Genomic DNA, 25,181 nt, shown 5'->3' on the forward strand with positions numbered 1-25,181 from the left:
GTGCATCGCAACGTGTGACGTTCGAGCTGCGCCTACCCAACCCGACCCTCCCACCGTGGTTGAATGAAACTCAGTCTGCAGCGAGAACCCTTAACGGGGTTGGAGGGAGCGTCATGGCAATTGTCTGCACCGCCGAGGCCACCCGAGCCGCTGAACAGAGGTGGTTCGACACCCACCCCGGACAGGACCTCATGGACGTCGCCGCCCATGCCGTCGCCCACCAGGCCCAGGAATTGCTCCTCGGCGGAGCCGTCAGCGACATGGTGCCGGACTGGGTGGCCACGCAGTGCGTTCTCGTTCTCGTCGGCGGCGGAAACAACGGCGGCGATGGGCTTTTTGCAGCCGCTGCACTGGCCCAGCGTGGTTGGCGGGTCGAGTTGGCCCAGATCATGGGCCAGCCTCACGAGGCTGGTATGGCGGCCGCCCTCGCTGCGGGATGCATCCGAGTCTCGCTCGGGGAGGTCACGAGCCACTCTTACGATCTCGCAATCGATGCAGTTCTCGGTATTGGGGGCCGTCCAGGTATTCCGCAGTCCTTGGAGCGAATCGACGCGTGGCTGCGTGATCGCCGAGTTCCGGTGCTTGCAGTCGATGTGCCTTCTGGGTTGGACGCGAATTCGGGGGAGGTGCAGTCGTGTGTTCATGCCGCTCATACCATGACATTTTCGAGTCTGAAGTGGTGCCACATCGCGCACCCCGCGGCCCGCTGTTGCGGGGAATTGGAGGTTCACGACATCGGTCTCGACCTCGTTGACGACCACGGCGAGACCCTCGAGGGTGTTGACGAGTATTGCGATCTCGCCGAGATGTCGTCACTGTGGCCAGTTCCCGGTATGCACGACGACAAATACTCCCGCGGCGTCGTCGGCGTCGACACCGGATCTGAACGGTTCCCGGGGGCAGCGGTCCTCAGCGTCCTGGGGGCATTGCGCACGGGCCCGGGGATGGTCCGGTTTGCCGGGCCAACCGCCATCATGGCCTTCATCCTCAGCCGAGCCCCCTCGGTCGTCATTGGGGAAGGGCGCGTCCAGGCATGGGTTCTGGGCTCCGGCTGGAGCGCCCACGACAGTAATGCCGATCGGTTCATCCGGCGAGCTGCTGACGGTGTCCCCATGGTCATTGACGCCGACGCCCTGAGTCTGTTACCCGCTGAATTGCCGGAAGGATGCCTGCTCACCCCACATGCCGGTGAGCTGGCCCGGATGCTGCGGATCGAGCGCAGTCAGGTGGAGGCCGACCCGCGGGCGGCAGCCGTCCGTGCGGCTCAGCGCTTCGATACCACGGTCTTGGTGAAGGGGGCGATCCAGTGGGTCGCGCGCCCCGACGGCACCGTTCGCGCCGCTCTGCCGGGCCCGGCATGGACAGCTCAGGCGGGTTCTGGTGATGTGCTTGCTGGAATGTGCGGCACTCTCATGGCAGCGGGTCTGGATGCTGCTGACGCGGCTCTGTGCGCTGCCAGTATGCAGGCTGCCACGGCGATTTCCATGCCCGGTCCCTACGCTCCCGACCAGATTGCCGAGTTGCTGCCCGGGGTCGTCACGACGGTCCTGGGCCGCTGATCGGGCAGGCCCTCTCAGAGGGCGGTGCGAATCCTCGTCGAGCGTCCCGCCAGTCGGATCGCATCCTCATAGTGCCCGACGAGCTCGCCACACAGGTTCTCCCAGGTGCGATTCTCGATCGAGGCGCGGGCGGCCACGCCCATGGCGTGACGCTTGTAATCGTCGCCAACGAGATCGATGACTCGGGAGCGGAAGTCGACCATGTCTCCGGGCTCGTACAACCATCCGGTGCGCGACGGGTCGATGAGATCGATCGGCCCGCCCTTGCGGGGGCTGATGACCGGGACGCCACAGGCCTTGGCCTCCTGGACGGCCTGGCAGAAGGTTTCGAGTTCGCCGGTGGAGCAGAAGACATCCATACTGGCGACCGCGCGGGGGAGTTCCTGCCCGCCCAGACCCCCGGTGAAGATGGCATTGGGGAGCTGTTTCTCCAACTCGGATCGAGCCGGTCCATTTCCGACGATGACGAGCCTGGTGTTGGGGATGTCTGCAAGGTTGGCCATGTCGGCGACGCGCTTCTCGGCGGCGAGCCGTCCCATGTATCCGACGACGACCTCGCCGTGGGGAGCCCATTCGTCGTGGAGTTCCTGGGAGCGCTTCGACGGGTTGAAACGGACCTTGTCGACGCCACGGCCCCAGATGCCGACTCGCGGCACTCTGTGGTTGACGAGCTGATCGCGGGAGAAGGTGGACGGCGCATAGGTCGCGACTGCCAGAGAATGGATCTGACGGACGCGGTACCAGCCGTAGAACTCCAACTTGCCGAGACCGTAGCGGCCGGCGTAGGAGGGGATGTCAGTCTGGTAGATCGCCACCACGGGGACGCCGAGGGATGCGGCTGCCAGTGCGCCTTTGTACCCGATCATGAAGGGTCCGGCCAGGTGAACGACATCAGGCTTGAACTCAGCGAGGTAACGTTCCATGGTCCACTGGGGGCTGGTGGAGACGCGGACGTCCTGGTAGCCCGGCCAGTGCAGGGAGGCCAACGGGATGACGGGGAATCCGGCGTACTCGCGGGGGGTCTGGGCATCGCCGGGTGCCAGCACGAGGGCCTCGTGGCCGTTGTCGCGCAGGTGCTCCAGCACTCGCAGGACCGAGTTCGTCACTCCATTGACCTGAGGAAGGAATGACTCCGTGATGATCGCAACACGCACGTGTCCATGGTAACCGGGGTGTGTGACGAGTCAGCAGGGTCGCGTTGTCGAGGTGGTGAACGTGAGGTGACGCCGTGGGCGGCCCGATTTTCGTCACCGTGGTGATCTCGGGTAGGGTGAACACGTTGGCAACGGCCCGACTTGCTCGGGTCCATGATGCGTTTCAGTTGCTCGATGTGCCCTCGGGGCATGACGGAGCCACCGGCTCCGGGATTGATTCACTGCATTCACCTGCACAGCAGCTATTCGCCCGGCCATCGAGACAGACAAACAATCCAGGATTCCATCACCGAGACCCGCTGGGTCTGGTGCGTCGTGGCCAGATTCCGCGACCCCGTGCAGTGACGCCGCGCCCTCATGCGCGGTGGCGTGGGCCGCCTGCGTCAAGGATTCCGCCCATCGTGAGGGATGACCCATTGAGCAACAAGAAACACAACCCGAAGTCCTTCAAGGCCGACGGCACCCCGAAGCGTCGCTGGACGGCCGCCGAGCGTGCTGCTCGCGGCCACAAGCCTCGCACCAGGGGAGGGGTCCGCAACGGCCACACCGATTCCCGTGGCCGCAACTTCGAGCCGTGGACTCCCTGGGAGGACGCGCGTCGCGATGACGGTGGTGCTGGCAAGGACCGTCGCTACTCACAGGATCGAAGCGGTCGTGGTGAGTGGTCCGACCGTCGTGACGACCGCCGCCGGGATGACCGATGGGGTCGTCGCGATGGACGCCGTGACGACCGTCGCTGGTCCGATGACAGCCAGTTCCGGTCCCGCAAGTCGCGTCGCCCCAACAACCACGCCAACCATGACTGGGATCGTGACGATCGGCGCGGGTCGAAGTGGGATCGTGACGACTGGCGCGATGACCGTCGCGGTCAGCGTCGCAATGACCGTTGGGATCGTCGTGGTGGCGGTCGTGATTTCGATCGCCACGGGTCCCGTGACTGGCGCGATCATCGCGGCTGGGATCGCCGTGACGACCGTGCGGATCGCGGAAACCGTGACGACCGTGACCGTCGGGGCTTCCAGGAGAACCACGACGTCCGTGAGGACCGTCGCCGCGATGACCGCAACGACTGGCACGCCGATCACGACGACGCCGACAACATGGACTGGAAGGCCACTGAGCTGACCGACCTGGACGTCTCCGGCGTCGACCACGAGGGTGGGTTCTCGGCCCTCGGTGTTCCCGATGAGATCGTCGCCGCCCTGGCGGCCACCGGCATCACCGAGCCCTTCCGCATCCAGATCGCCGCCATCCCGGACGCCATTGCCGGTCGTGACGTGCTGGGTCGTGCATCGACGGGTTCGGGCAAGACCCTGGCATTCGGTGTTCCGCTGTTGTCGCGTCTGTCGGCCGAGCCGCGCGAGGACAAGCGTCCCCGTGCCCTCATCCTCTCGCCCACCCGCGAGCTGGCCATGCAGATCGCCGACGTGTTGTCGCCGTTGGCCTCGTCAATGGGCCTGTCGACCATCCTCATCGCCGGTGGGATGAGCTACGGTCCGCAGACCAAGGCTTTCAAGAAGGGTGTTGACCTCGTCGTCGCCACCCCGGGACGCCTCGTCGATCTGCTGGAGACCGGTGACGCCGACCTGTCCGGCGTCACGGTGACCGTCCTCGACGAGGCCGATCACATGGCCGAGCTGGGTTTCATGGAGGCCGTTGGGTCGATCCTCGACGCCGTCCCCGCACAGGGTCAGCGTCTGCTCTTCTCGGCAACCCTCGACGGTGCCGTCAACAAGCTTGTCAAGCGCTACATGCACGACCCGGTCACCCACGAGATCGACTCCGGCAAGGGATCGGTCTCGACGATGACCCACCACGCCTTCCAGATCAAGCCACACCAGAAGGTCGGGCTGATGTGTGAGATCGCCAACCGCAGCGGTCACACCATCGTCTTCGCCCGTACTCAGCGTGGCGCCTCTCGGATGGCTGAACAGATGCGTGAAGCCGGAGTCATGGCCGGTGCCCTGCACGGTGGGCTCACCCAGGGTGCCCGCGCCCGCGTGCTGACGGCCTTCAAGGACGGCTCCTTGCCGGTTCTGGTTGCCACTGACGTCGCGGCCCGAGGGATCGACGTTGACGACGTCACCCTGGTGCTGCAGGTTGACCCGCCGATGAACTCCAAGGACTACCTGCACCGTTCCGGCCGTACCGCTCGCGCCGGGCACGACGGGGCCGTGGTCTCGCTCGTCCTGCCGCACCAGCGCCGCAGCATGTCGCGTCTCTACCGTCAGGCCGGGGTCAAGCCGGTCGAGGCCCAGGTCATGATTGGTGACGAGCATGTCGCCGAGGTCGCTGGTTGCAGCCCGACCCTGGGCGCACCGATCGACGAGAAGGACTACGAGGCCCTCGTCGCTCCCAAGCAGCAGCGCGGCAAGAAGTCTCGTGACGGCAAGCCTGGCCGCGGCAAGGGCCGACGTAATCGTGGTGGTCGCGGTTACGACCGGGATCGTCGTGGTGGGCACGGTCATGATCGTGGACGCGATTTCCGTGGTCACAACTCCCGTGGTCATGACGGACATCGTCACGACATCGAGGCCAGGTATGGCCGCTCCAGCAACGACACCTGGTGATCCGACTCGTGGCGAGGCGAGGCCGGGTCACCGCGCGGGCAACGGATGGTTCGGGCATGTCGACAGCACCCGAACCATCGCGTTGCGTTCCGCCGAGGTGACCCAGAGGTGGTACTTCTTCTTCACCGCGATCTGACGTGACACGTAGTCACAGCGGTAGGACTTGTTCGGCGGAAGCCAGGTCGCGGCATCCCCGGCCCCCTTTTGCTGGTTGGCCCGTCCTTCGACGGCCAGCAAGTTGAGGGGATCGTTCGCCAACGCCTGGCGTCGGTCCATCGGCAGCTGCTGGGCCCCGGTGACCCAGGCGTTTCCCATCGCGACGACATGGTCGATCTGGACGATGGCCGATGTCTCGCGCCCGCGTTTCCACGTGATCGTCCGGCCTGTGTAGGGATCGTGCAATTCCCCGGACACCACGCGACACCGGCTGTCGGACTTCAACGTCGCCCCGACGAGGTCGCGAGCCAGAGCGTCGTCACGGGTGCCACAACCGTTGTGTCCCCATGGGCTCGTCAGGACGGGGTCGGAGTTGTCGCTCCAGGCCTCGCCGAACTGTTCGCGGGAGTAGCCGGTCATGGGCGCCCGTCCCTTGACGGGAAGCTGTCCCAGGACTTCAGCTGCCTGTCCGTAGGCCGTCGATCCCTCATGTGGGACGGCCCGGCGGTAGACGCCGACCAGGGCCAATGATGCGGCGATGAGCAGCACCAGCCACGTCCACCGTCGACGTGTCCTCGTTGCCATGTCATCATCCTCACACTCTCGGCAATCTCCGTACTCTCACTGGAGAGACGAGGCCTGACGCTACTCCCGACCACTGACTCAGCAGAAGGGTTGGGGCGAACACGTCTGCCACACCTGGACAGCGGCGTCGCGATGACGAGGACCTGACAGGATTCGGGGACTATCCTGAACCCTTGTGGATGAACAGACGAGACCGCAGGACGTGACCCCGGAACTCGCGGTCGCAACCCACGAGGAAACCGCTGACCTGGCGCGCGCCTTCGACCTTGGCGAGACGACCGTGTCCACCTGGTTGACCCAGGGCATCGCAATCACGGCCCGCCGCGGTGCCACGACCGTCGGTCTGGCTCATCTCCTCGACGAGGGTGGTCATGCCGAGGTCGCCGATCTCGTCGTCAACCCCGACGACGTCGCCACCACCGCAGCCCTCATCCAGGGGGCCGAGCAGATCGCCACCGACCTGGGGTCGCGCATCCTCGTCGTCTCCTGCCTGCAGTCCGCACCCAGCACCGCCTACCAGTGTGACGGTGACGACTGGGTGCGTGTGTTGCCGACCCGGGTCGTCATCCCCACCACCGAAGCCATGCACTCCTTCGGAGCCGCCCTGGCCACCGAGCTTTGCGCAGGTGACATCGTGCTGGCTTCGGGAGACCTCGGGGCCGGCAAGACCACCCTGGCCCAGGGAATCGGCCTGGGCCTGGGAGTCGAGGGTCCGGTGATCTCCCCGACCTTCGTACTGGCCCGACGCCATGCCGGGGCCGAGGGTCGCCCGGGGCTCGTCCACGTCGACGCCTATCGACTCGGATCGGCTGCGGAACTGGTCGACCTGGACCTTGACGAGACCATGGACCAGGCCGTCACCTTGATCGAGTGGGGAGCCGGTATCGCCGAGGACCTCGGTGGCTCCCACCTGGACATCGACATTCGTCGCAGCGGGGATCCTGCCGACGAGACCCGCGTGGTCTATCTGGAAGGTTTCGGCCCGCGCTGGCAGGACGTCGACCTGTCGCCGCTGTCCGAACTGCCCCTTCACACCAGCTCTGACGAGACCGGAGGCAACAACTGATGAACACGATCGTTCTGGGAATCGACACCTCGACGGCCGTCAGCGTCGGTCTGGCACGCGGCTCCGAGGTGCTCGTCAGCCTGCACCACGATGACCCTCGTGCCCATGCCGAGCAGCTCATGCCGCTCATCCGTCAGGCCTGTGAGAAAACCGGGATTGCATTGGTCGACATCGGTGACGTGGCGATCGGGGTCGGCCCTGGCCCCTACACCGGACTACGCGTCGGCGTGGCCACCGGACGGGTGCTCGCCCATCTGGCCGACCTCACCCCGCACCCGGTCTGTTCCCTCGACATCCTGGCCCGCCAGTGGGTCGACCACGGTATCGACGGGGAGTTCGTGGTGTGCACCGACGCCCGTCGGCACGAGCTGTACTGGGCTCGCTACGACGCCTCCGGAAACCGTCTCGACGGCCCCAACGTCACCCGCCCCGAGGAGCTGCCAGAGGGCCTTCCGGTAGGCGGCCCGGGATGCCCGGTTCGCGGCTTGACCCCCGTCCCCGGATCCCCGGAGCGCCTGGACGCCGGGGTGCTCGCCGCGTCCTGGCAGACCATGCCCGACGTCGGTCTGGAACCGCTCTACCTGCGCGACCCTGACGCCACCGTCCCGACGACCCGCAAGGCCACCCTGACCCCGACCCGACTCACCTTGCCCGGTATCAAGCGATGACCAGAACCGCCAGCCTGGCCGATCTCGACGCCGTCATGGCCGTCGAGCAGGCCAGCTTCGACCCGTCCCAGCAGTGGTCACGGACCTCCTGGGCCGAGGAGATTTCGCCGGTCGACCACCGCCTCACACTCATCGCCGGGGATGACGAGGTCACTGCCGTCGCCACCTTCCACGGTTTTGACGTCGCCGACCTCGATCGGATCATGGTCACGCCCGCGGCACGAGGGCAAGGACTGGCCATTGACCTGCTTTCCCGTGGCATCGACTGGGCACTCTCCCGGAAATGCCGCACGATGATGCTTGAGGTGCGCCGCGGTAACGACCCGGCCATCTCCCTGTACCGACGCTTCGGGTTCGAGACGATTTCCCAGCGTCCCAACTACTACGGAGGCGGGGTTGACGCGCTCGTCATGTCCACCGACCTGCCCGCGACCACAACCGAGGAGAACCATGTCTGAACCGCTCATCCTGGGCATCGAGTCGTCCTGCGACGAGACCGGAGTCGGCATCGTCCGTGGCAACGATCTGCTCGCCAACGAGGTCGCCTCCTCGATGGAACAGCACGTGCGTTTCGGCGGGGTGGTCCCCGAGGTGGCCTCGCGCGCCCACCTGGAGGCGATCGTCCCGGTGCTGGAGAAGGCCACCGCCACCGCGGGGGTGGACCTCCTCGAGCTCGACGGCGTTGCTGTGACGGCCGGTCCCGGTCTGGCTGGTGCGCTCGTCGTTGGTCTGTCAGCCGCCAAGGCGCTGGCGAGCTGGCTCAACACACCGCTCTATGGCGTCAACCATCTGGCCGGGCACGTCGCCGTCGACCTGCTGGAGCACGGGGAACTGCCGATGCCCTGTGGTGCCCTGTTGGTCTCGGGAGGTCACACCAGCCTGCTGCGGGTCAATGGCATCGCGACCGATATCGTCGAGGTCGGTTCGACGATCGATGACGCCGCTGGCGAGGCCTACGACAAGGTCGCGCGAGTGCTCGGCCTGCCCTACCCGGGAGGCCCGGTCATCGACAACGCCGCTGCCGAGGGAGACCCCGAGGCCATCCGCTTCCCGCGTGGACTGACGGCTCGTCACGACATGGTCAAGCACCGCTTCGACTACTCCTTCTCCGGGCTCAAGACGGCGGTGAGCCGGTGGGTCGAGACCCAGCAGCGTGACGGGGTCGAGTTCCGGGTCGAAGATGTGGCTGCCAGCTTCCAGGAGGCCGTTGCCGACGTGCTGACCGCCAAGGCCGTCGACATGTGCCAGGAGTACGGCCTCAAGCACTTCCTCATCGGCGGCGGAGTGGCGGCCAACTCGCGGCTGCGCACCCTGCTCGCCGAGCGGCTGGAGGCCGCTGGGGTCGAGTTGCGACGCCCACGTCCGGGACTGTGCACCGACAATGGGGCGATGATCGCTGCTCTCGGTGTGCAGGTCGTCAAGGCTGGTCTGCCGCCGTCATCGATGGACATCTCCGCTGATTCCGGGCTGCCCATTGAGAAGGTGCTCGTCTGAGGTGGTCAACGTCGGCAGTCTTGTGGGGTGTGAACGTACAACGGCTTGAAACCTGCTGGTCAGACCCCGCTCGCAGGTTGTCCCGCTGTGCCATGGTGTGGGGCATCAGTATTCGACAGAAATGGATGAGGAATGAGTGAACCCTTCGTTCTCGATGCCAGTTTCAGCGCCTTTCGCGCCAAGTCCTTCGCCAATGACGCCACCGGGCGACTGGTTCAGAATGCGGTGACCGGCACCGGGGCCGACACCGTCAGCCTGGATCGCACCGTGACCAACAGCATCGACGAGACGACCTCCGAGCGGTTGGACTCCTGGGGAGTGACCGATCAGAAGCGTTCCGGACGGTGCTGGGAATTCGCAGGGCTCAACGTCCTGCGGGCCAAGGTCATCAGCGAGCTCAAGGTCGACAACCTCGAGTTCTCGCAGAATTACATCGCCTTCTTCGACAAGCTCGAGAAGGCCAACCACACCCTTGCTCGCGCCATCGCCACCGCATCGCGTGATGCTGACGAGGAAGAGGTGCGCGCCCTCATGGACTATCCGGCCGAGGACGGCGGATGGTGGATGGAGTTCACTGATCTTGTCGCCAAGTACGGTGTGGTGCCCTCCTGGGTCATGCCCGACACCGAGTCGGCCGGTAACACCGTGCAGATGAACCGTGCCCTGTCGACGGTGCTGCGCCGAGCCATTGGAAGGATCCGTGACGCCGCGACCAGTTCCGACGTGGCCGAGGGGGCCTCCCAGATGGAGGCAGCCCGAAGCGAGGCCCTGAACGCGGTGTGGCGGATCCTCGCGATCCACCTGGGTACCCCGCCCGCCAGCTTCACCTGGCAGTATCGCGACAAGGACAAGAACTTCCACCGTAAGGGCGCCTACACGCCGCTGGAGTTCGCCCACGAGATCGTGCCGCAGGCGTTCGAACCGTGGGTCAGCCTCGGCCATGACCCGCGTGAGGAACACCCCGTCGGTCGCACCTACGTCCACGAGCACACCCCGTACATGGAGGGTGGCACTCCCTACTGGCACCTGTCGGTGGAGCTGGACGTCATGAAGAAGGCCGTCATCGACTCCATCGCCGCCGGAGAGCCTGTCTGGTTCGCCTGCGACGTCAAGAAGCAGTTCGACAAGGACCTGGGCGTCTGGGATGCGAAGCTGCATGACTATGAGGCCCTCTACAGCATCGACATGGAGATGTCCAAGGCCGAGCGGTTGCGCTTGCGCGAGTCGGGTGGAACCCACGCCATGACCATTGTCGGTGTGGACCTCGTTGACGGTGTTCCGGTGCGCTGGCGGGTTGAGAACTCCTGGGGCGATGAGGTGGGCCGCAAAGGGTTCTTCACGATGAACGACTCGTGGTTCGACGAGTACGTCTACAACGTCATCGTGCCTCGCTCCCGGGTGTCCGAGGATGTCGCCAAGGCGTGTGACCAGGAGCCGATCGTCCTGCCGCAGTACGACATGATGTGAGTCCCCTCACGACACGAGCTGCCCGTCCGTGTCCCTGCGGGCGGGCAGCTCGTGGTCGTGCGTGCACAATCCGTTGAGCCAGGGAGCCTCTGCCAGCTGTCGTGGCTGCCAGTCGCTCGGCAGCCGTCTTCGTCGCCCTGAGAGGATGTCCCCCATGATGACCCCGATACTCACCACCCTTGGTTTCGTCATGCACCCTGACGGAGAGCGCGTCCTCATGGTGCATCGCATCGCACGCCCTGGCGACGAGCAGCTCGGCAAGTACAACGGGCTGGGAGGCAAGGTGGAACCGGGGGAGGATGTCGTCGTTGGCATGAAGCGCGAATTGCGCGAGGAGGCCGCGATCGAGGTTGACGCCATGCGCCTACGTGGCACCGTGTCGTGGCCGGGGTTCGGGCGTCACGGAGAGGACCATTTCGGTGTCATCTTCGTCGTCGATGCCTGGCATCCCATTGCCGACGCCATCCCTGACGAGAATGAGGAAGGACCCCTGGCCTGGGAGCGCGTCGACTCCCTCGACGACCTACCGATGTGGGAAGGAGACCGCCACTTCCTGCCGTTGGTCTTCGATCCTGAGGTCACGCAGTTTCACGGTTGCCTGCCGTACTCCGACGGTCGTCCCACGGGGTGGTCCTACTCGACCCTGTGATGACGCCGCCATGGCGAAAGAATCAGCCAGCCAACCCGACGATCCACAGGATGAGGCAGACGACCGGGGCGACCCAGCGGGAGCTCCACGCCCCGTAGTGGGTCTCGGCGAACATGCTGTCAGCACGTGGATTGCCGCCCGGCAGGCTGTATGGCGCAATGATCGTCAGCGCCAAGCTCACTGGCAACAGGACCGAGAAGGCGATCGGCGTCGTCACGATCGGTGTCGCCGCCAGAATGCCCATGGCGATGATGCCGCCGAGGCCCAGCATGAGGGTCACCGCAGTGACGACGTCCTGACCGCTCCCGTCGGGCTTCACGAAGGACTCCGCGAAGGTCAGCAGGCCGGGAATGACGATGAGTGCCACGAAGAGCAGTGCCCAGCTGACATGGGTGCGGGCGTCCATGGTGAGGGGCTCGGTGCGCGACCCGTAGTAGGTCGTTGCCATGGCTCCGAGCTGACAGGCTGAACCGATGAAGTGATGGACGTACCACCCTGCAGAACGGCGCGAAGGATCTTCCTCAGAGGTCATGTTCCTGGACCCCCGGGACTGCAGGCGTTGGGTAAATCGTGATCGATTCTCGTAAGTGGTGATGGCCACGACGGTACTGGTTGCTCCTCGTACGGAAAACAGTGCAAAGCGATGTCTCGCCCGAAGAGTGTACCCAAACTGTTCGAAAGTACCTCTATGGTGGCAGCGTGGATCGCACCGTGGCACGCCGTCTGGCCGGAGATGAAGGGATCGCCGCCCTAGACCTCGCCGGCGCTGAACCTGATCCGGATTCGCTGTCCGCCGCGAGCCGACTGCGGCGTCACATGAATGCCGATCTCGCTGCTGCGGCCCTCGACCAGATCAGCCTGAGGCGTCGATCCGTCAGCAAGGTTGGTCCGGTCGGAGAAGACATGCTGTGGACCCGCGATGGTCTCGAGCAGGCCACCCGCGGCGACGTCTCCCGATGGCGTGCACAATGCTTGGTCTCCGCAGGGTTCACGAACGTCATTGACCTGGGTTGCGCATGCGGCGCGGACTCCCGGGCATACCTCGAGGCTGGCTTGAGGGTGACCGCTGTCGAGATCGACCCTGCGACCGCCGAACTGGCCCGCCACAACCTCCCCGGAGCCACCGTGTTGTGTGCCGATGCCGCCGAGGTCGCCGGTGACCTGCTCAAGGATGCGTCCGACACCACGGTCGTCATGCTTGACCCCGCTCGGCGCACTGGGCGAGGCCGGACCTGGCGCTTGGAGGATGTGCAGCCGTCATGGTCCTTCGTGGAAAAGGTGATCGCCGTGGCGCCGACCGTGGTCAAGCTCGGGCCAGGAGTCGATCGCTCTCAACTGCCCGGCACACCCGTCACGTACGTGGGCCATCGCGGGGATCTGGTTGAGGCGACGCTGTGGTCCGGGCTCGGCGACTTGTGGTCGGGCGACCGTGCCATTCTCGTGAGCCCTGAGACGACCCTTGAGCTGCCCGGTGCGCTACCCGATCCGGACATTGGTGATGTGGGTCCCTTCGTGGCTGAGCCCCACCCGGCAGCCATTCGGGCTGGCAGTCTCTCGGCGATTGACGACTCGCTGCGCATGGTGTCTGACGGCATCGCCTACCTCACTGCGGACGCCCCGGTCAATTCTGCGTGGTTGACGTGGTTTGCCGTCAAGGACGTACTCCCTCTCGACGTCAGGACCCTGCGTTCCTGGGTACGTGACCATCGCGTCGGAACCATCGAGATCAAGAAGCGCGGTGTCGACGTCGATCCCGTTGCGTGGCGACGAAGGCTCAAGCCCTCTGGACCACGTTCTGTCACTCTCATATGCACTCCGACAGGTCAAAACGCCAAGGCCTTGGTGTGCGACCGACTTCACTTATCACCAAGCCGTATCCAGAATTGACCTGTCTGTGATGTCATGTGTTCGTGGTGACCACTCGGCGTTCAGCAAGATACCTCGTTGCATTGCTGTTGACTCCGCTCCTTGTGCTGTCAGGTTGCGGAAAGTTCAACGCTGGTTTCGTCATCAAGGACGAAAACCATGTTGATGTAACCATTACTGTCGGCGCTCTCAAGTCGACCCTCGACGAGCTCGCGGGAGGCGAGGCCGAGGACGTCACGAAAGAGCTTCGCGATTGCTCAGAACTCGCAAGATTGTATGAGTCGGATGGGAACGCTGCCGGCGCGATGACGGTCAGGCCCTTTGACAACGACAAATATGTGGGCTGCACGGTGACCAGCACGATGACGGTCGCTGAGCTGACGGGCCAGTCGTCCCCGTCTCCGCGTGGTGCAAAACCGTCGGCCACGCCCTCGCAAGACGTCAAGGGCGACGGCCCAATTTTCGTCGCCTTTGACGACGACAAGGTCCGGTTTCGTTGTGATGGTTCTGGTCTCTGGGATGCCCTTTCCCGATTTGACTCCTCGCAGTTGGGTAGTTCAGCCAAGATCTCTGACTTCAAGGTCTCTGTGACTTTCCCCGGCAAGGTCCTGAGCCACTCGGGATCGAGCAGGGTTGACGGCAGGACCGTGACCTGGACCGACATCAAGGACCTTGAGTCCCATTCGGGCTTGGAAGCCTCGGGCAAGCGCGGAGCTGGCTTCCCGGGCTGGGCATGGGTGGTCCTTGCGGTGGTCGTCGTCCCCATGGGTGGTGCCGTTGCAGCAGTGGTCATGAGCAAGAGGAAGAATGGCCAGTCGACCGGTGTCCCGTGTCAGCCAGGCATGCCCAATCCCGGGGGCGGGCCGCCGCAGGGTCGTCCCGGGCCGCTACCGGGACAGCCGTGTCTGCCGCGAGGACCGCAGAATCCGGATCATGGCCCTGCTCGAGGAGTCCATCGGTCGCCCCATGGTCCTGGCGGTGAGCCTGGTCCGGACTCACACTGATTCCGGGTACGTGAGGATCCTGGAATCACGTGGTTGCCAGGACCCGTGTCATGAGTCGCACATGGGGTGACGAGAAGAGGCTCAAAAGTGCACTGGAATGTCCACCGAGGGCCGTCATGGTACGTGCTTGTTGCCAGGTGGACCTACCGTCAGACCCCATGTCTGTGGTGTCATGGTGGCATGCAGAGTGTATCCCGCCATCTGAGACGCTGTCTTGCCGTGCTTCTTGCACCCCTGTTGTTGCTCGCCGGGTGCGTCAAATTCGACACGGCGATGGAGATCAAGGACGAGGATCACATCCACGTCAAGGCCACCGTTGGCATTTCCAAGTCCATGGCCGACATGTCGGGGGAGGACCTCACCTCCCAGTTCTCCGACTGTGACGACACGAAGGGTGTCGGCGGGGGAACCTCGAACGCCAAGGGCGAGAAATTCGAGGACGATCAATACATCGGCTGCACCTACTCGGGTGACGTCACCGCAGCCGAGTACAACAAGGGTAATGAAGGCAGCAAGGTCACCTTTGACAGGGACAAGGTGACCTTCAAGATGAACAACGGCTATTTCGATGGCGCAGGTGGTTCCACCGAGTCCCTTGACGCAAGCATGTTCAGCGATTTCAAGGTCTCCATCATCTTCCCCGGCAAGGTGCTGAACCACTCTGGATCGAGCAAGGTCGACGGGAATACCGTCACTTGGACCGATCCCAAGGACATGTTCTCGAGTGAGGGTCTCAGCGCCACCGGTGAGCGCAACAACGGTGTGCCGACGTGGGTCTGGATCGTCGTCGCGGTGTCAGTCTTGGCGATCATCGGGGTCGTCGTGGCTGTCCTGTTCAAGAAGAAGGGTCAGAGGGCGAGCAAGCCGGAGAACGGTGATACCCCGTGGGCGATGCAGTACCCCGGGCAGCCTCAGGGTAATCCCCAGGCACAGCAGCCGCCCTACCAGAGTCCGAGCCAGTCAGACCAGCCGTGGGGACATGTTCCGGGGAATGCGACGGGCGCTGCTCAACCTGATCAGCAGCCGCCGTCACATCCTGACGACTTCTGGAAGAACCACGGATCCAGCTGACGACTGCCGATATCGATATGCGGAGCGTCATTTCTGGCACTCCCTTTGCCTGAGTGCCAACCACGGGTGTACTTTCGTAATTGGCACTCTCGTGGTGAGTGTGCCAACGGACCTCAAGCACCCGCGACGCTGACGGTCCGTGGCGCTCGGGGCTCGCAACCCCTGGCGAGAGACAACGACACAATCCGTCTTCAGTAGAAAGGGGTCTTGACGTGGCAACCACGATCAAGCCGCTCGAGGACCGCGTCCTCGTCCAGCCTCTCGAGGCCGAGCAGACGACCGCTTCTGGTCTCGTCATTCCGGACACCGCCAAGGAGAAGCCGCAGGAGGGCAAGGTCATCTCCGCCGGCCCCGGTCGTGTCGACGACAAGGGCACCCGCGTTCCCATGGATGTCAAGGAGGGTGACGTCGTCATCTTCTCCAAGTACGGCGGCACCGAGGTCAAGTACGACGGCCAGGAGTACCTGCTCCTCAACGCTCGCGACATCCTCGCCGTCGTCGAGAAGTGAGGCGCTGATACATGGCAGCCAAGCAGCTTCAGTTTGACGAGGAGGCCCGTCGCGCCCTCGAGCGCGGCGTCGACACCCTCGCCGACACCGTCAAGGTGACCCTCGGCCCCAAGGGCCGCTATGTCGTTCTCGACAAGAAGTGGGGAGCCCCGACCATCACCAACGACGGCGTGACCGTCGCCAAGGAGGTCGACCTCACCGATCCTTACGAGAACCTCGGCGCCCAGCTCGCCAAGGAGGTCGCCACCAAGACCAACGACGTGGCCGGTGATGGAACCACCACCGCCACCGTGCTCGCCCAGGCCCTCGTCCACGAGGGATTGCGCGCCGTGGCCTCCGGGGCCAACCCGGTCGGCCTCAAGCGCGGTATCGAGAAGGCTGTCGACGCCGTCGTGGAGGAGCTTCGCTCCATCTCGCGCGCCATCGACACCACCTCGGACATGGCCAGCGTCGCCACCATCTCCAGCCGTGACGAGACCATCGGCTCCCTCATTGCCCAGGCTTTCGACAAGGTTGGCAAGGACGGCGTCATCACCGTCGACGAGTCCCAGACCTTCGGCACCGAGCTCGACTTCACCGAGGGCATGCAGTTCGACAAGGGCTATCTGTCGCCCTACATGGTCACCGACCAGGACCGCATGGAGGCCGTGATCGAGGATCCTTACATCCTCATCCACTCCGGCAAGATCTCGTCGATGAACGACCTGCTCCCGCTGTTGGAGAAGGTCATCGCAGCCCACGGCAGCTTGTTCATCGTGGCCGAGGACGTTGACGGGGAGGCCCTGAGCACCCTCGTCGTCAACAAGATCCGCGGCACCTTCAACTCGGTGGCCGTCAAGGCTCCGGCCTTCGGTGACCGCCGCAAGGCCATGCTGCAGGACATTGCCACCCTCACCGGTGGTCAGGTTGTCGCCCCCGAGGTCGGGCTCAAGCTTGACCAGGTGGGCCTTGAGGTCCTGGGTCGCGCCAAGAAGGTCGTCGTCACCAAGGACAACACCACGATCGTCGACGGTGCCGGCTCCAAGGCCGACGTCGAGGGACGCGTCGCCCAGCTGCGTGCTGAGTATGACAACTCCGACTCCGAGTGGGACCGCGAGAAGCTCCAGGAGCGTATCGCCAAGCTCGCCGGTGGCGTGTGTGTCATTCGCGTGGGTGCGGCCACTGAGGTCGAGCTCAACGAGAAGAAGCACCGCATCGAGGATGCTGTCTCCGCGACCCGTGCCGCGATCGAGGAGGGCATCGTCGCCGGTGGCGGCTCCGCCCTCATCCACGCCGCGCACGTACTCGACGAGAACCTTCACCTCGAGGGTGACGAGAAGGCCGGTGTCCAGATCGTCGCCAAGGCCGTTCGTGAGCCGCTGCGCTGGATTGCCGAGAACGGTGGCGAGCCCGGCTACGTCATCGTCTCCAAGGTCGCCGAGATGGAGCCCGGACACGGCTACAACGGCAAGACCGGTCAGTACGTGGACCTCATCGCCGACGGTGTCATCGACCCCGTCAAGGTGACCCGCTCCGCCCTGGCCAATGCCGCCTCCATCGCTGCTCTGCTGCTCACCACCGAGACCCTCGTGGTGGACAAGCCGGAGGACGAGGACGACGACAACTGAGTCACTGATCCTCTCTGATCGCAACGGGCCCCGGAACCACATGGTTCCGGGGCCCGTTGCTCGTGCTCGCCATGAATGGCCGGCTTCTCGTTCGGTCTGGTTGCCGCTCGCCCGAGCACGAGAGGGTCCGACGTGTGGTCTGTTCGATGACCCGACGTACGTGTGGAAATCTCGACAAGACAGGGGAGGGCTGCCACCTGGGATGGCACGGACCGGTCTTCCTTTCAGGAGTTCCACGGGCGTTGCGGGTACTGGCCCGGCGGGCATGGTGACAACTCCGTCACGTGACCAAGTGCTCTGGTGTCGAATGTCCCCACCAAGCAACTGGGCCCGGGGAACAGTCCCCGGGCCCATCACGACGCGTACGTGGTGTCAGTCCTCGAGCGGCTTGCCGTCACGGTCCATGGTGGTGAACAACTCATGGTTCTCGGGCAGGTGCTCCAGGTAGTCACGCTCGGTGTCGGGAGCCGTGTGCCCCAGATCGAGCTCCTTGCTGCGAGCGTCCATGGCTGCCGCACGCAGCGCGTACTCCTCGTCAGCAGTCTTGAGCTGTTCCGAGGTGGCCTCGTTGGCAATCATCATGCCGGCCTGAGCGTCCTCAGGCACCTGAGGAATGACGCCGGCGTCCACACGCTCCCGGTGACCCTTGATCTCGCGAGCCACGACCCGGGCGAGGAAGTACATGCCGAGCACGTTCGGGACAGCCATGAGGAAGAGCATGGCGTCGGCCAGGCCGAGGATCGAGGTCATGTTGGTGGCCGCACCGACAACCAGCAGGAGCAGGAAGATGCCGTTGTAGATGCGCTCGGCAGTGGCTGAGTTTCCGAACAGGAAACCAACAGCCTTCTTGCCGTAGAAGGAGTAGGACAGCATGGTCGAGAAGGCGAAGAGCACGACGGCCAGGGTCAGCAGGGAGCTGAACCACGGGGCAACCGTCTTGAGGGCGTGGGCGGTCATCTGAACACCATCGGCCTGGGAATCCTTGTAGACACCGGTAATGATGATGGTGATGGCCGTCATGGTGCAGACGACGACTGAGTCGATGAACGGCTCCCACATCGCGACGAAACCCTCCTGGGCCGGACGGCGGGTCTTCACGGCAGAGTGGGCGATGCCCGCGGTACCGACACCGGCTGCGTTCGAGAACGCGGCACGCTGCACTCCGACGATGAGTACGCCAAGTACCCCACCGGCGACGCCGTGGCCGGTAAAGGCGCCAGACCAAATGGACATGAAGGCGTCACCCACCTGAGAAATATTGGCGCCAATGACGGCGAGGCACATGATGACGTAGAGGATGCCCATGAAGGGGACGATCTTGGAGGTGGCAGCGCCAATCTTGGAGGCACCGCCGACGATGACGAGGCCGACGAGGATCGCGAACAGCAGGCCGACAACCCACATGTGGGTGCCGATCCAGGAGTCCTTGCCACCGGCGAACATCGCCAGCTGATAGGCGGCCTGGTTGGACTGGAACATGTTGCCCGCACCGATGACACCGAAGGCAGTACAGATGGCGAACAAGGTGGCGAGCACGCGACCGAGCTTGGGCTTGCCGATCGAGGCCAGGCCGTCACGCAGGTAGTACATCGGGCCTCCGGAGGTGGTCCCATCCTCATTGACGACGCGGAACTTCACACCGAGGGTCGCCTCGGACATCTTGACGCTCATGCCGACCAGACCGGCAGCAGCGATCCAGAAGGATGCGCCTGGTCCGCCAGTCGCGATCGCGATGGCAACACCGGCGATGTTTCCCAGGCCGACGGTACCTGACAACTCGGTTGCCAGTGCCTGGAAGCTGGTGACGTCACCAGGATCGGTGTGACGGGAGAAGTGGCCCCGCAGCACATGGCCGGAGTGACGAATTGACGCTGGACGCAGCTGTTGAAAACCCAGATAGATCGTGAAGAAGACGCCAGCCCCGAGTAGCCAGGCCAGGATGAGGGGGAACTCATTTCCTCCTGGCATGGGAACAACCCAGAACACCACGTCAGAAATGGCGGTAGCAATGGGGGAGACGAAGCTGTCGATGGCTTGGTCCAAGCTCAGGGGAGCTGGGACAAGTGCCTCGAGACTTGTGGAAACGGGTGATGACGTGATGCCAAGTGGCACGAATGGTCCTATCCGTCGACGACGTTCGACACCGAGTCTGGCAACACCGCAGTGCGGTACCGATCATTTCCCGACCGATCTCGACACGCAAAGATACCGGCGACCCGGTGGGCACGACCACACATCCCACGTCAGGGGGAGGGCCGCGCCTGTGGCGGAACACAACCGCCTCGCGCACACTAGCGGGTAGGTGTGACAATTGGCCGAAACGCCCGACATTGGTACTTTCTCGCGCCACCTGGTTGTGTGCCTCCCCTACGCTGAATGCTGATGACCTCAACGACCCACCCCCATGATCGTCAGCGTGTGCTGGCCCATTCCCATCCCGGTCGACGCCGCCTCATCGAGGTGCTCGTGATGGGATTCGTCGGCTCCGCCTTGATGACGGTGTGGGGATGGGGTTCCCCCAATGCCGGTATGCCGGAGCAGGTGCGTCCCAGCGGGGTGGCAGTGGTTGCCAGCAGCATCGTCGGTCTGAGCGCCATGATCATCGCGTGGTTGCGCTCCCGAAACCTTGTCGGCGCTCGTCTCCTCACCCTCGTCACGTCGTCGCTACCGCTGCTGTTCGGCCCGCCGCTGCTCAGCCGGGATGGTTGGGCCTATGCCGCTCAGGGATGGATCCTGGCTCAGGGTCTCGACCCCTACGTGGTTCCTCAGGGTTTGGCAGGTGTGCTCGGTCAGGCCGTCGACACCCCATGGCGTGGGACGACGGCGGTGTACCCGCCGGGATCACTGTGGATCCAGGCAGCAATGGTGACGATCGCTCACGCCGATCCGTTGTGGTCGGTCCTGCTCATGCGTGTGCCGGCCATCATTGGCGTCGCCCTGATGTTCTGGACGGTGCCGCAGCTGGCGCGATACGCCGGAACCGACCCTGATCACGCCCTCTGGCTGGCGGTCTGTTGCCCTCTGACGACGCTGAGCATCATCGGCGGCATGCACAATGACGGTCTCCAGGTCGGCCTGTCCCTTGCGGCGTTGGTCGTGGCGATTCACCTCGCCATGTCCGGACGCGGATGGCTGGGGCTCGTCGCTGGTGGGGTGATGGTCGGTCTGGCCGGCACCATCAAGCAGCCGGGCGTCCTGACCGGGGTGGGCGTCGTCGCCCTGGTCCACGTCGATGCGGTGCGTCATGGCGGCCACCGTTGGTCGACTCGAAATTGCTGGTCGGTCCTCCTTGCCCGCACCGCTGCGGGAGCCATTCCGGCCCTGGCGGTCTTCGCCGGGATCTCCGCCATCCGTGGCCTGGGGCTGGGATGGCTCAATCCGACGGCAGGCAGTCCCGTCTCCGTGACGAGCGACTCACCGATCGCCCTGGTGGTTCAGATTATGCGGGGAAGCGGTGGAATTGCGTTTGACAAGCTGGTCGGCCCGGTCACCGTCGTCAGTCTTGTCCTCACAGCGATCGCGATGGTGTGGTGCTGGGCACGGTGGGGCCCCGGCCCACCCATGCGACGCGGTGACGACTCCCTCGGCCATCTGGGTAGCCCGCTGCGACTGCAGGCTGGCGTCATGATCGCCTTCGCCGCCTTCGGGGCGTCCTTGCAACCCTGGTACCTCATCGGGCCGCTGGCCCTGGTCGCCTCGGTCCAATTGCGTCGCACCCACCGTGACATTGTCACTGCCGGGGTGGTGGCCGTCGTGATCCTGACCTATTTGCAGTGGTACTGGTCGCCATATGTGTGCCTGCCGCTGGTCATCGTCGGATATCTCATCGTCTGGAAGATCCCCAAGGCCTGGGCCTTGGTGACGGCCACGACCTGACGACAACCAGTGTTCCCGGCCAACTCACAGCGATCGGTTGGGCGCTCTTGACGCCTGCGGCGATAGGATGACGTGCATCCCGGCGAAAGGTGGCTCATGACCTCGGATTCCCGCCCGACCACGATTGAGGAGCTGGCACCGCTGGCCCTCACCTTCGACGACGTCTTGCTCCAGCCTGTCGAGAGCAACGTCATTCCCTCCCAGACCAACACGACGACCAAGGTCTCCCGCAACATCGACATCGCAATCCCGCTCGTCAGCGCAGCGATGGACACTGTCACGGAGACCCGGATGGCGGTGGCGATGGCCCGTGAGGGTGGACTTGGCATCCTGCACCGCAACCTGTCCATCGAGGATCAGGCCGCGATGGTCGATCAGGTGAAGCGTTCGGAGGCCGGCATGATCGACGAGCCCATCACGATCTCCCCGGACGCCACCCTGGCCGATGCCGAGGAGCTCTGCCACACCTATCGCATCTCCGGTGTTCCGGTCGTCGACGAGAACGAGAACCTCGTCGGCATCATCACCAACCGTGACATGCGCTTCGAGGAGAACCCGCGGCGCCTCATCCGGGAGGTCATGACCCCGACCCCGCTGGTCACCGCTGCCGTGGGCACCAGCCCCTCCGACGCGCTTTCCCTGCTGGCAGCACACAAGATCGAGAAGCTGCCACTGGTCGACGCCGACGGCAAGCTGCGCGGCCTGTTCACCCTCAAGGACTTCGTCAAGGCCAACAAGTACCCCAACGCCACCAAGGACCCGCAGGGGCGTCTGCGGGTAGGTGCTGCCATCGGCTTCTTCGGCAACTCGTGGGAGCGTGCCATGGCATTGGTGGAGGAGGGCGTCGACCTCATCGTCGTCGACACCGCTCACGGCCACACCCAGGGCGTTCTTGACATGATCGCCAAAATCAAGGCTGAGCCGGCCGCCAGGGGAGTCGACGTCGTCGGCGGCAACATCGCCACCCACGAGGCTGCCAAGGCGCTCTGCGAGGCCGGAGCCGACGGCATCAAGGTCGGTATCGGGCCGGGCTCGATCTGCACCACTCGCGTCGTCGCCGGCGTCGGTGTTCCCCAGGTGACTGCCATCTTCGAGGCATCCCGTGCCGCTCGTTCGTATGGTGTGCCAGTCATCGGTGACGGTGGCCTGCAGTATTCCGGTGACATCGCCAAGGCCATGGTTGCCGGCGCCGACTCCGTCATGCTCGGCTCCCTGCTCGCCGGCTGCGAGGAGTCCCCGGGAGAGCTTGCGTTCATCAACGGCAAGCAGTTCAAGACTTACCGGGGTATGGGGTCGATGGGTGCCATGTCGGCGCGCGGGGAGAAACTGTCCTACTCCAAGGACCGTTACTTCCAGGGTGACGTCACCACCAACGACAAGATCGTCCCGGAGGGCATCGAAGGTCAGGTGGCCTACCGTGGCCCGCTCGGCGCGGTGGCCTATCAGCTGGTTGGTGGTCTGCGGCAGTCGATGTTCTACACCGGCGCCCGCACCATCGACGAGTTGCACGAACGTGGTCGTTTGGTGCGCATCACCTCGGCTGGCCTGCGAGAGTCTCATCCGCACGACATCCAGATGACGGTCGAGGCCCCCAACTACTCCGCCCGCTGACGGGCGAGCCGGAGAATCCGGCAGGAAAGGAATCATGTACGACATCGGACGCAGCAAGCGTGCCACCCGGGCATACAGCTTGGATGACATTGCCCTCATCCCCTCCCGGCGCACCCGTGGCACCGAGATGGTGAACCTGGAGTGGCGCATTGACGCGCTCACCTTCGACTTCCCGATCATGGCCGCCCCGATGGACTCGGTGATGAGCCCGGCGACGGCCATCGGGTTCGGGCGTCTGGGAGGCCTCGGTGTGCTCAACCTCGAGGGGTTGTGGACCCGTTACGAGGACCCCACGCCGTACTTCGAGGAGCTGGCCGAGCTGGGCGACGACGTCGCCACCACCCGACGCATGCAGGAGATCTACTCCGAGCCGATCAAGGCCGAACTCATCACCGCCAGGATGGCCGAGATTCGGGCCGCCGGGGTGCCGGTGGCCGGGTCCTTGTCGCCGAAGAACGCGTCTCGGTTCTCCGAGACCGTCGTCAACACCGGGGCTGATTTCTTCGTCATTCGTGGTACGACGGTCTCTGCCGAGCATGTCGGCAGTAGCGATGACGTCCTTGACCTGCGCAAGTTCATCTACGAGCTCGACGTGCCGGTCATCGTCGGTGGATGCGCGACCTACCAGGCGGCCCTGCACCTCATGCGTACCGGTGCTGCCGGTGTGCTCGTCGGCTTCGGTGGGGGAGCGGCCCACACCACCCGTCAGGTCCTTGGCGTCGAGGTGTCGATGGCGTCGGCGATCGCTGATGTCGCCGAAGCCCGTCGTGACTACATGGATGAGTCGGGCGGACGATACGTCCACGTCATTGCCGATGGCTCAGTGGGACGCTCCGGCGACATTGCCAAAGCCATCGCCTGCGGTGCTGACGCCGTCATGGTCGGATCCCCGCTGGCCCGCGCCACCGAGGCTCCCGGCAAGGGATGGCACTGGGGGGCCGAGGCATGGCACGCCGACCTGCCGCGTGGTGCTCGGGTTCACTTCGAACCGGTGGGGACCCTCGCTGAAGTCCTCAACGGTCCTTCGCGCGTCCCTGACGGCACCATGAACCTCGTCGGTGGGCTGCGTCAGGCCATGGCCACCACCGGCTACTCGGAGGTCAAGGAATTCCAGCGGATCGAGCTGACGATTCGCTGATCGTCCCGTCAGTCAGGACACCGTCCGGGCGAGTGGGATGGGTGGCTAGCCTTCGGGCATGAGCGAAGTGCCCGAAGAATTGGTCGTGTTGCGCGGCGCGATTGACAACATGGACGCCGCCCTCATCCACCTGCTCGCCGAGAGGTTCCGGATCACCCGCGAGGTGGGTCGTCTCAAGGCTGAGCGCGGCCTGCCGCCGGCTGACCCGGCCCGTGAGGCCGAGCAGATCGCGCGGTTGCGGCGGCTTGCCGTCGAGTCGAACCTCGATCCCGAGTTCGCGCAGAAGGTCATTACCTTCATCGTTGCCGAGGTGGTCCGTCACCACGAGGCCATCGCAGACGAGTCCCAGGACGGCCCTGAGGGCACCCCTGAATCGGATGCGGCCACCTCGAACACCTCCGAGAACCGACAGGTCAAGCGATGACGTCGCCCCGGTGAACCTTCGACGAGATACCGACGACGACCGTTCCGGGGGCGACGTCCTTGATGACCAGCGCGTTGGCGCCAATCTTGCAGTCGTCACCGACGGTGATGTCTCCGATGATCTTGGCGCCGGCGCCGATGAGGACGCGGTTACCGATCGTGGGGTGACGCTTGAAGTGCCCACGCGCGCGTCCGCCGAGCGTGACCTGGTGATACATCAGTACGTCGTCGCCGACGACCGCTGTCTCGCCGATGACGACGCCCATGCCGTGGTCGATGAAGAACCGTCGCCCGATCGTTGCCCCCGGATGGATCTCGATCCCGGTGAGATGGCGAGAGAACTGGGACAGCAGGCGAGCCAGCGGGCGCAGCGCCGGGTGCTTCACCCAGATGGCATGGGCGAGGCGGTGCGCCCAGATTGCGTGGACGCCCTGGTACGTGATGGCGACCATGAATTTCGACGTGGCGGCGGGATCCTCGCGCATGGCGGCCTCGAGGTCCTCCATGACGCGTTCTTTCCATCGCTTGAGGACGTGGAGGAGTGCCGTCGTCTCAGTCGTCATGGCCAACCTCAGTTCTGCTGCAGTCAGTGGTACCGGTGGATGAACCATATCGAGCCCAGGCCCGTCGACCAATGGAAAGGGGGGGTTGAGCCCGGCTTCGTGATCATCTGACTGCATTACCACGCCCATCGATGGACGTTCGCAC

Annotated in this window: 21 protein-coding genes and 1 pseudogene; 17 read left to right on the plus strand and 5 right to left on the minus strand. The window is 64.6% G+C overall.

The annotated features are described in order from the left end of the window. The first annotated feature begins 113 nt into the window (after positions 1-113). Complete coding sequence (locus ACUCCZ_RS01970) at positions 114-1,559, plus strand: NAD(P)H-hydrate epimerase (RefSeq protein ID WP_435917854.1); 1,446 nt, start codon at positions 114-116, stop codon at positions 1,557-1,559. 14 nt (positions 1,560-1,573) lie between these two features. Here the strand turns inward: ACUCCZ_RS01970 and ACUCCZ_RS01975 are convergent, their stop codons facing one another. Beyond that, positions 1,574-2,713, minus strand: coding sequence for a glycosyltransferase family 4 protein (locus ACUCCZ_RS01975; RefSeq protein ID WP_435917853.1), 1,140 nt, complete (start codon positions 2,711-2,713; stop codon positions 1,574-1,576). Between the two features lie 1,100 nt (positions 2,714-3,813). Between ACUCCZ_RS01975 and ACUCCZ_RS01980 the strand changes: the two genes are divergently transcribed. Further along, positions 3,814-5,283 (plus strand): DEAD/DEAH box helicase, encoded by a 1,470-nt coding sequence (locus ACUCCZ_RS01980; protein ID WP_435917973.1) that lies wholly within the window; start codon positions 3,814-3,816, stop codon positions 5,281-5,283. 27 nt (positions 5,284-5,310) lie between these two features. On the opposite strand, the gene ACUCCZ_RS01985 is transcribed toward ACUCCZ_RS01980, so the two are convergent. Beyond that, the gene (locus ACUCCZ_RS01985) at positions 5,311-5,991 is read right to left on the minus strand and encodes an HNH endonuclease family protein (protein ID WP_435917972.1); all 681 of its coding nucleotides are present in this window, start codon (positions 5,989-5,991) and stop codon (positions 5,311-5,313) included. A 208-nt stretch (positions 5,992-6,199) separates the two neighbouring features. On the opposite strand from ACUCCZ_RS01985, the gene tsaE reads away from it, so the two are divergent. From tsaE to ACUCCZ_RS02015, 6 genes are all read left to right on the plus strand, one after another. Then, on the plus strand, positions 6,200-7,090 hold the full coding sequence (gene tsaE, locus ACUCCZ_RS01990) for a tRNA (adenosine(37)-N6)-threonylcarbamoyltransferase complex ATPase subunit type 1 TsaE (protein ID WP_435917852.1): 891 nt from the start codon (positions 6,200-6,202) through the stop codon (positions 7,088-7,090). Further along, a complete protein-coding gene (gene tsaB / locus ACUCCZ_RS01995) occupies positions 7,090-7,758 on the plus strand; it encodes a tRNA (adenosine(37)-N6)-threonylcarbamoyltransferase complex dimerization subunit type 1 TsaB (protein WP_435917851.1) in 669 nt (222 codons plus the stop codon). The genes tsaE and tsaB overlap by 1 nt, the downstream gene beginning before the upstream one ends. Continuing rightward, the gene (locus ACUCCZ_RS02000) at positions 7,755-8,216 is read left to right on the plus strand and encodes a GNAT family N-acetyltransferase (protein ID WP_435917850.1); all 462 of its coding nucleotides are present in this window, start codon (positions 7,755-7,757) and stop codon (positions 8,214-8,216) included. Before tsaB ends, ACUCCZ_RS02000 begins: the two co-directional genes overlap by 4 nt. Beyond that, positions 8,209-9,252, plus strand: a complete 1,044-nt coding sequence (gene tsaD, locus ACUCCZ_RS02005; protein WP_435917849.1) for a tRNA (adenosine(37)-N6)-threonylcarbamoyltransferase complex transferase subunit TsaD — start codon at positions 8,209-8,211, stop codon at positions 9,250-9,252. Before ACUCCZ_RS02000 ends, tsaD begins: the two co-directional genes overlap by 8 nt. A gap of 132 nt (positions 9,253-9,384) precedes the next feature. After that, on the plus strand, positions 9,385-10,719 hold the full coding sequence (locus tag ACUCCZ_RS02010) for a C1 family peptidase (protein ID WP_435917848.1): 1,335 nt from the start codon (positions 9,385-9,387) through the stop codon (positions 10,717-10,719). A 154-nt stretch (positions 10,720-10,873) separates the two neighbouring features. Beyond that, positions 10,874-11,368: an NUDIX hydrolase gene (locus ACUCCZ_RS02015; protein WP_435917847.1), complete on the plus strand. Its 495-nt coding sequence runs from the start codon at positions 10,874-10,876 to the stop codon at positions 11,366-11,368. A gap of 22 nt (positions 11,369-11,390) precedes the next feature. Here ACUCCZ_RS02015 and ACUCCZ_RS02020 read toward each other — a convergent pair whose 3' ends face one another. Next, a complete protein-coding gene (locus ACUCCZ_RS02020; RefSeq protein ID WP_435917971.1) occupies positions 11,391-11,816 on the minus strand; it encodes a hypothetical protein in 426 nt (141 codons plus the stop codon). A 251-nt stretch (positions 11,817-12,067) separates the two neighbouring features. On the opposite strand from ACUCCZ_RS02020, the gene ACUCCZ_RS02025 reads away from it, so the two are divergent. From ACUCCZ_RS02025 to groL, 5 genes and pseudogenes are all read left to right on the plus strand, one after another. After that, positions 12,068-13,255, plus strand: coding sequence for a THUMP-like domain-containing protein (locus ACUCCZ_RS02025; RefSeq protein WP_435917845.1), 1,188 nt, complete (start codon positions 12,068-12,070; stop codon positions 13,253-13,255). A 23-nt stretch (positions 13,256-13,278) separates the two neighbouring features. After that, positions 13,279-14,037 (plus strand): annotated as a pseudogene (locus ACUCCZ_RS02030) (LppM family (lipo)protein); the annotation flags it as partial. Between the two features lie 381 nt (positions 14,038-14,418). Next, the gene (locus tag ACUCCZ_RS02035; RefSeq protein ID WP_435917843.1) at positions 14,419-15,309 is read left to right on the plus strand and encodes an LppM family (lipo)protein; all 891 of its coding nucleotides are present in this window, start codon (positions 14,419-14,421) and stop codon (positions 15,307-15,309) included. 212 nt (positions 15,310-15,521) lie between these two features. Then, positions 15,522-15,818: a co-chaperone GroES gene (gene groES, locus ACUCCZ_RS02040; RefSeq protein WP_002514778.1), complete on the plus strand. Its 297-nt coding sequence runs from the start codon at positions 15,522-15,524 to the stop codon at positions 15,816-15,818. A gap of 11 nt (positions 15,819-15,829) precedes the next feature. Further along, entirely contained in the window at positions 15,830-17,425 is a 1,596-nt protein-coding gene (gene groL / locus ACUCCZ_RS02045; RefSeq protein WP_435917840.1) for a chaperonin GroEL, read from the plus strand. Positions 17,426-17,797: 372 nt separating this feature from the next. Here groL and ACUCCZ_RS02050 read toward each other — a convergent pair whose 3' ends face one another. Then, on the minus strand, positions 17,798-19,537 hold the full coding sequence (locus ACUCCZ_RS02050; RefSeq protein WP_435917839.1) for an alanine/glycine:cation symporter family protein: 1,740 nt from the start codon (positions 19,535-19,537) through the stop codon (positions 17,798-17,800). 270 nt (positions 19,538-19,807) lie between these two features. Between ACUCCZ_RS02050 and mptB the strand changes: the two genes are divergently transcribed. From mptB to ACUCCZ_RS02070, 4 genes are all read left to right on the plus strand, one after another. Further along, positions 19,808-21,301, plus strand: a complete 1,494-nt coding sequence (mptB, locus tag ACUCCZ_RS02055; RefSeq protein ID WP_435917838.1) for a polyprenol phosphomannose-dependent alpha 1,6 mannosyltransferase MptB — start codon at positions 19,808-19,810, stop codon at positions 21,299-21,301. Between the two features lie 96 nt (positions 21,302-21,397). Further along, on the plus strand, positions 21,398-22,912 hold the full coding sequence (gene guaB, locus ACUCCZ_RS02060) for an IMP dehydrogenase (RefSeq protein WP_435917837.1): 1,515 nt from the start codon (positions 21,398-21,400) through the stop codon (positions 22,910-22,912). A gap of 34 nt (positions 22,913-22,946) precedes the next feature. Next, complete coding sequence (locus tag ACUCCZ_RS02065; RefSeq protein WP_435917836.1) at positions 22,947-24,050, plus strand: GuaB3 family IMP dehydrogenase-related protein; 1,104 nt, start codon at positions 22,947-22,949, stop codon at positions 24,048-24,050. A 58-nt stretch (positions 24,051-24,108) separates the two neighbouring features. After that, the gene (locus ACUCCZ_RS02070; protein ID WP_435917835.1) at positions 24,109-24,474 is read left to right on the plus strand and encodes a chorismate mutase; all 366 of its coding nucleotides are present in this window, start codon (positions 24,109-24,111) and stop codon (positions 24,472-24,474) included. Here the strand turns inward: ACUCCZ_RS02070 and cysE are convergent. Further along, positions 24,464-25,036: a serine O-acetyltransferase gene (gene cysE / locus ACUCCZ_RS02075; RefSeq protein ID WP_435917834.1), complete on the minus strand. Its 573-nt coding sequence runs from the start codon at positions 25,034-25,036 to the stop codon at positions 24,464-24,466. The genes ACUCCZ_RS02070 and cysE overlap by 11 nt on opposite strands. Positions 25,037-25,181 lie beyond the last annotated feature (145 nt).

It is taken from the genome of Cutibacterium nasicola (assembly GCF_052654715.2).